Source organism: Burkholderia sp. LMG 13014 (assembly GCF_905232215.1).
Taxonomy (GTDB): Bacteria; Pseudomonadota; Gammaproteobacteria; order Burkholderiales; family Burkholderiaceae; genus Burkholderia.
In genome coordinates, this window is the sequence record NZ_CAJNKE010000345.1 from 1 (window position 1) to 6,378 (window position 6,378).

Annotated in this window: 7 protein-coding genes; 2 read left to right on the plus strand and 5 right to left on the minus strand. The window is 63.4% G+C overall.

Annotated elements, in window-relative coordinates:
* Positions 1–263: 263 nt before the first annotated feature.
* The 5 genes from cydX to rpoH all read right to left on the minus strand — a co-directional run bounded on the left by cydX (position 264) and on the right by rpoH (position 4,744).
* Entirely contained in the window at positions 264–377 is a 114-nt protein-coding gene (cydX, locus tag JYJ84_RS25495; RefSeq protein WP_043187264.1) for a cytochrome bd-I oxidase subunit CydX, read from the minus strand.
* A gap of 62 nt (positions 378–439) precedes the next feature.
* On the minus strand, positions 440–1,576 hold the full coding sequence (gene cydB, locus JYJ84_RS25500; RefSeq protein ID WP_043187266.1) for a cytochrome d ubiquinol oxidase subunit II: 1,137 nt from the start codon (positions 1,574–1,576) through the stop codon (positions 440–442).
* 31 nt (positions 1,577–1,607) lie between these two features.
* Entirely contained in the window at positions 1,608–3,188 is a 1,581-nt protein-coding gene (locus JYJ84_RS25505) for a cytochrome ubiquinol oxidase subunit I (RefSeq protein WP_043187268.1), read from the minus strand.
* Positions 3,178–3,459, minus strand: coding sequence for a cytochrome oxidase putative small subunit CydP (cydP, locus tag JYJ84_RS25510; RefSeq protein ID WP_174955728.1), 282 nt, complete (start codon positions 3,457–3,459; stop codon positions 3,178–3,180). The genes JYJ84_RS25505 and cydP overlap by 11 nt, the downstream gene beginning before the upstream one ends.
* A gap of 349 nt (positions 3,460–3,808) precedes the next feature.
* Positions 3,809–4,744, minus strand: coding sequence for an RNA polymerase sigma factor RpoH (rpoH, locus tag JYJ84_RS25515; RefSeq protein ID WP_122946312.1), 936 nt, complete (start codon positions 4,742–4,744; stop codon positions 3,809–3,811).
* Positions 4,745–5,105: 361 nt separating this feature from the next.
* On the opposite strand from rpoH, the gene pagL reads away from it, so the two are divergent.
* Both pagL and JYJ84_RS25525 read left to right on the plus strand, forming a co-directional pair.
* Positions 5,106–5,675, plus strand: a complete 570-nt coding sequence (gene pagL / locus JYJ84_RS25520) for a lipid A 3-O-deacylase PagL (protein ID WP_043187272.1) — start codon at positions 5,106–5,108, stop codon at positions 5,673–5,675.
* 45 nt (positions 5,676–5,720) lie between these two features.
* Positions 5,721–6,104 (plus strand): nuclear transport factor 2 family protein, encoded by a 384-nt coding sequence (locus JYJ84_RS25525; protein ID WP_043187274.1) that lies wholly within the window; start codon positions 5,721–5,723, stop codon positions 6,102–6,104.
* Positions 6,105–6,378: the final 274 nt, after the last annotated feature.

The following is a 6,378-nucleotide window of genomic DNA, read 5'->3' on the forward strand; positions in this document are numbered from 1 at the left end:
CGGACGCAGCACGCCGACGGCGAGACAGCGCGCAAGCGCGCGCCACATACGGGATTCGCATGTCTCCCCCACCCAGATGGATTCGGCCTGTCAGCGGCCGTGTCCAAAGATCTTATGAAACCTTTTATTGGTATTCAAGTGGTATCAATCTGGCGCTAAATTGGCATCGATGCGCTGGGCCTGTCCGGCCTGTCGGGGCGAAAAAAAACCTCGCGCGAGGCGAGGTTCCTTCCGGATGGCGGCCGCGTGACCGGCCGTACGCGTCAGTCGCGGACGCGCGCTTCCTGCGTCTTCTGCCGCGCTTCGAGCCACATCGCGTTGACGATGCCGAACGACAGCGCGACGCCGATACCGAGAATCCAGCTGAAATACCACATGATCCGACTCCTTGCGAAACGGTGGGCGAGGGCGCGTGCGCGCCCCGTCCCGGTTCAAAGCATCAATACATCGAATGCTTGTTCTCTTCGAGCACTTCGCGCGTGACCTTGCCGCGCATCACGCGATACACCCAGCTCGTGTAGAGCAGGATGAGCGGCAGGAACACGATCACCGCGAACAGCATCACCTGCAGCGTCATGTGGCTCGACGTCGAGTCCCACACGGTCAGGCTGCTGCGCGGGTCAAGCGACGACGGCATGATGAACGGGAACATCGAGAAGCCGGCGGTCAGGATCACGCCCGTGATCATCAGGCCCGTGCAGAAGAACGCCGTCTTCTCCTGCTTCGAACCGGCGAGCAGCAGCGCGAGCAGGCCGCCCGCGATCGCGACGACGGGCGCTGCGATCATCCACGGGAATTCGCCGTAGTTCGCGAGCCACAGGCCCGAGCCCGCGGCGACGTCCTTGAGCAGCGGGTTCGCGACCGTATCGGTCGGCGCGGCGTGCGTGATGTGGAAGCCGCCGATGGTGGACGCGATCAGCACGCCGGCCAGCACGAACAGCACGACTGCGAGGAACGACGCCACGCGCAGCGCGACCGATGCGCGGCGTGCGATCACGCCTTCCGTCTTCATCTTGATGAAGGCCGCACCGTGCGCGACGAGCATCGTGAGGCTGACGAGCCCGCACAGCAGCGCGAACGGGTTCAGCAGCGCCCAGAAGCTGCCGTAGTAGGTCACGCGCAGGTCGCTGTCGAACTTGAACGGCACGCCTTGCAGCAGGTTGCCGAACGCGACGCCGAACACGAGCGCGGGCACGAAGCCGCCGATGAACAGGCCCCAGTCCCAGCCCGCGCGCCAGCGCGGGTCAGGCCGCTTGCTGCGGTAGTCGAAGCCCACCGGCCGGAAGAACAGCGCGAACAGCACGAGCAGCATCGCGAAGTAGAAGCCGGAGAACGACGCCGCGTAGACGAGCGGCCAGGCCGCGAACATTGCGCCGCCGGCCGTGATCAGCCACACCTGGTTGCCTTCCCACGTCGCACCGACGGTGTTGACGATGATGCGGCGCTCCTCGTCGGTCTTGCCGAGGAACGGCAGCAGCGCGGTCGCGCCCATGTCGAAGCCGTCGGTGACGGCGAAGCCGATCAGCAGCACGCCGACGAGCAGCCACCAGATCAGCTTGAGAGTTGCATAGTCCATAGCGATTCCTTGTTCCGTTTCAGGTGCGTGCTCACGCCGGGGCGCGCTCGCTGGCGGCCGCGATTTCGTGGTGATAGCGGCCGGTATGCAGCGACGACGGGCCGAGGCGCGCGTACTTGAACATCAGCTTGATCTCGATGACGAACAGCGCGGTGTAGAACAGGATGAAGCCCGCGAGACTCAGGTACAGGTCGCTCGGCTGCAGGCTCGACGCGGACAGGTGCGTCGGCAGCACGCCGGCGATCGTCCACGGCTGGCGGCCGAGCTCGGCGACGATCCAGCCGAATTCGATCGCGATCCACGGCAGCGGGATCGCCCACACCGCATAGCGGAGGAACCAGCGGCGGTTGTCCTGCAGCAGTTCGCGGCGCGCGCAGAACCAGAACGCGGCAATGAACGTCGCAACGAACAGGAAGCCGAGGGCCACCATGATCCGGAACGAGAAGAACACGGGCGCGACCGGCGGGATCGTCTTCTTCGCGGCGGCCTTGATCTGCTCGGGCGTTGCATCGACCACGTTCGGCGTGAACTGCTTGAGCATCAGCCCGTAGCCGAGATACTGCTTGTGCTGGTCGAACAGTGCGCGGGTCGCGTCGCTCGTGTCACCCTGCTTGATCTTCTGCAGCGCGCCGTACGCGATCATCCCGCTCTGGATGTGCTCCTCGCTGTGCTTCGCGAGGTCGCGCAGGCCGATCACCGGTTCGTCGATCGAGCGCGTCGCGATCAGGCCGAGTGCATACGGGATCTTGATCGCATAGTCGGTGCGCTGTTCTTCCTGATTCGGAATGCCGATCAGCGTGAACGATGCGGGGGCCGGCTGCGTTTCCCATTCGGATTCGATCGCGGCGAGCTTCATCTTCTGCACTTCGCCGGTCGTATAGCCCGATTCGTCGCCGAGCACGATCACGCACAGCGTCGCCGCGAGGCCGAAGCCGGCCGCGACCGCGAACGAGCGCAGCGCGAAGTCGACGTCGCGCTTCTTCAGCAGGTACCACGACGACACGCCGAGCACGAACATCGCCGCCGACACGTAGCCGGCCGACACCGTGTGCACGAACTTCACCTGGGCGACCGGGTTGAACAGCACGTCGAACAGGCTCGTCATCTCCATGCGCATCGTCTGGTAGTTGAACTCGGCGCCGACCGGGTTGTTCATCCAGCCGTTCGCGACGAGGATCCACAGCGCGGACAGGTTCGAGCCGAGCGCGACGAGGAACGTGACCATCAGGTGCTTGACCTTCGACAGGCGGTTCCAGCCGAAGAAGAACAGGCCGACGAACGTCGACTCGAGGAAGAACGCCATCAGGCCTTCGACCGCGAGCGGCACGCCGAAGATGTCGCCGACATAGTGCGAGTAGTACGACCAGTTCGTGCCGAACTGGAATTCGAGCGTGATGCCGGTCGTCACGCCCATCGCGAAGTTGATCCCGAACAGCTTGCCCCAGAACTGGGTCATGTCCTTGTAGACCTGTTTGCCGGTCATCACGTAAACAGCTTCCATGATGACGAGCAGCCAGGACAGGCCGAGCGTCAGCGGCACGAACAGGAAGTGGTAGAGCGCCGTGATGCCGAACTGCAGACGTGACAGATCGACGACTTCGCTACTTATCATGGTGGTCTCCCTCGGTGGGTGCAGGCGCCGGCACCGAGAGCAGCTTCTCGGCGACGGCGGCAGGCGGCAACGACATGTGCTCGGCCTGCGGATGATTGAAGAATGCGTATTTGAGCGACATCAGGAGGATCAGCTTGACGATCAGCACCAGGGTGATGTCGCGGGCGAGGGTCGGTCCGCGTGCCCACGCGGCGATGCGCGCGCGCCAGCCGATCGCGCCGGCCGGCCGCGGCGGAGGCGCAGGCTCTTTATTGATCGAGATCAAGGCGATTATCCTGAATCGATTTAGGTCTGATTTGGGGCGACTTTACGTCGGATTTATGACGGCCGTGAAGCGGTTTTAATCCTTTTGCGCCTGACATGCCAATTTTAAAAGGACGGCTTTGCAATGCCGAGTGCTGCGCTGCGGCAGACCGTCGCGAAACACGGGCCGAAATTTGAGGCAGATCAAGGTTATGCGGAAGGGGCCCGCAAACGGCCTATTACCTGACGAATCAGGTCAATTAATCGGCAAAGAATCGGGTGGAGAAGCGGGTGAAAAGCAGCGGATAAAGCAGGCGAAAAAAAACCGCTGCCGGTCGGGCAGCGGTTTTTGATGAAGCGCTCTAAATCGCAGCGATTTACGCGTATTCGGCGAGGGCGGTGCGCATCTTTTTCATCGCGCTCGCTTCGATCTGGCGGATGCGTTCCGCCGACACACCGAACTCGGCGGCGAGATCGTGCAGCGTCGAGCCGCCCGAACCGTCGTCGTCGACGTGCAGCCAGCGCGCCTCGATGATGCGGCGGCTGCGCGCGTCGAGCGCGTCGAGTGCCTGCGCGATGCCGTCCGTCTGCAGCGTGTCGCGCTGACGCGCGGCGAGCACGGCGGTCGGTTCGTTGTGCGAGTCGGCCAGGTAGGCGATCGGCGCGTACGACTCCTCGCCGTCTTCGACCTGCCCTTCGAGCGCGATGTCGCCGCCCGACAGGCGCGTTTCCATTTCGGTCACGTCTTCGCGCTTGACGTTGAGTTCCTTCGCGAGGCCGTCGATCTCCTCGGGCGTCATCGCCTGCAGGCCCTTCTTGTGGCTGCGCAGGTTGAAGAACAGCTTGCGCTGCGCCTTAGTCGTCGCGACCTTCACCGTGCGCCAGTTGCGCAGGATGTACTCGTGGATCTCGGCCTTGATCCAGTGGATCGCGTACGACACGAGACGCACGTTCTGGGCCGGATCGAAGCGCTTCACGGCCTTCATCAGGCCGATGTTGCCTTCCTGGATCAGGTCGCCGTGCGGCAGGCCGTAGCCGAGATAGTTGCGCGCGATCGACACGACGAGCCGCAGGTGCGACAGCACGAGGCGGCGTGCCGAGTCGAGATTGTTGCCTTCACGGAATTCGGTTGCGTACTGGCGTTCCTCTTCGGGCGTCAGCAGCGGAATGCGGTTGACGGCCTGGATATACGCGTCGATGTTGCCAAGCTGGCCCGGCAACATCGATTGGGCTGCGAGCGCCAGCGAGCCTGCCGATGCGGCCTTGGCCGGCGTCTGGCTCAGGGTGTTCGGGAGGGTCAGGGCATTGCTCACTAAAAAAACTCCTTTGGAATCAGGGACAAACCCCCGGTCTCGAATGAGATTCCGTGGGCCATCTTAGCACTCCCGCAATCCGAGTGCTAATTCCTTAGAGCAAGCGTGGGCATCGGAGTTCCCACTTTTTCTATCGAGCCAGTCGAGTCGATAGTCTAATCTGCGACAGAGGGAGCGAGGCGAAGTTCCGTAAGCCGTTGTTTCTGATGGTAATCAGTAGACGATTTCAATTTTTGTCGTTTTGGAAGGAAGCCATTTCGCTTTGTGATGCCGATTCGAAAAGTCCTTTACCATACCATTCAGTTCGCTCGAGCCGGCCGAAGCGGCAGGCTCCATTCAACCCATAAAGTTGGAGTGTCAGATGAACAATAAGAAGAATCGCCGGCCCCGCAGCCGGCTTGCGCTGCACGCGATGCTGGCGGCGTCCCTTCTGGGCGGATCGGGTGCGGCATGTGCGGACCGATGGGGGATTCAGGCGGGCGGCGGCTTTTCGGATCGCCGCGGGGTCGACAAGGCCGATCTCGGCGTGGTGTGGGATCCGGGCTGGAACTGGTGGGAAATCGGCGGCTGGCACTTCGCGTTTGTCGTGGAAGGGCATGCCGGCTACTGGCATACGGGCGGCAACGTCCACAGCAGCATCGGTGAATTCGGCGTGACGCCGATGTTCCGTTTCATCAAGAGCGCCGGGGCGATCCGCCCGTTCATCGAGGCCGGCGGCGGCGTCCGGCTGCTGACGCACCCGACGATCTCGGATAGTTTCTCGATGGGGACCGCGTTCCAGTTCGCGCCGACCGCGGGGGTGGGCGTGCAGTTCGGCCAACGGCAACAGTATCAGGTCGGCTACCGTTTTGAACATGTGTCTAACGCGGGTATCAAAGAGCCGAATCCTGGTATAAATTTCCACCAGTTCTACTTGCAGTACAACTTCTGATCCGCACGCCCGCGCACGGCGTGCGCGTTGCCGAGGAGTCAGGCGATGGCGAAGGTGGTCGATGCGGTCCGCGCGCTCGAGCGCGACCGGTTCCGGGCGATGGTGGACGGGGACGGCGAAGCGCTCGACACGCTTTTGTCGGACAAGGTGTTCTTCGTGCACACCAACGGCAAACGCGAAACCAAGCAGCAGTTCATCGACGCCATCGTCGCCGGCCGCCGCCGCTATCGCCAGATCGAAATCCAGTCGCAGGACGTGCTGCCCGTCGGCGATGCGACCTGTGTCGTCACCGGGCGTGCGTTGATCGAGATGGAAACGAACAACGGCGGCCTGGTCTTCCCGATTGCGTATACCTCCGTCCATACCCACGAACAGGGCCGCTGGTGCCTGTTCGCATGGCAGGCGACGCGGTGCGCGACCGAGACATGAGCGCGTGTGGCGCTCCTTTTCATGTCCCGACCGAAGCGGCCTTCTGGGCCGCTTTTTGCTGCCTCGTGCGGCGCGGATCGCGCGGCGCACGGGCGGTCACGCCCCGCTCGCTGACGTTTGAACCCTGAAACGGAACCCAGCGGTCAGGCCGCCGCGCGGCGATCCGCGCAGTGCCAGGCCGAGCGGTTGATCGCACTGACGACCGCATCGAGCGCGGCGCTCGCCGCATCGGCGTGCAGGCCGACACCGTGCCGCAGCGGCGCATCGCCGACCC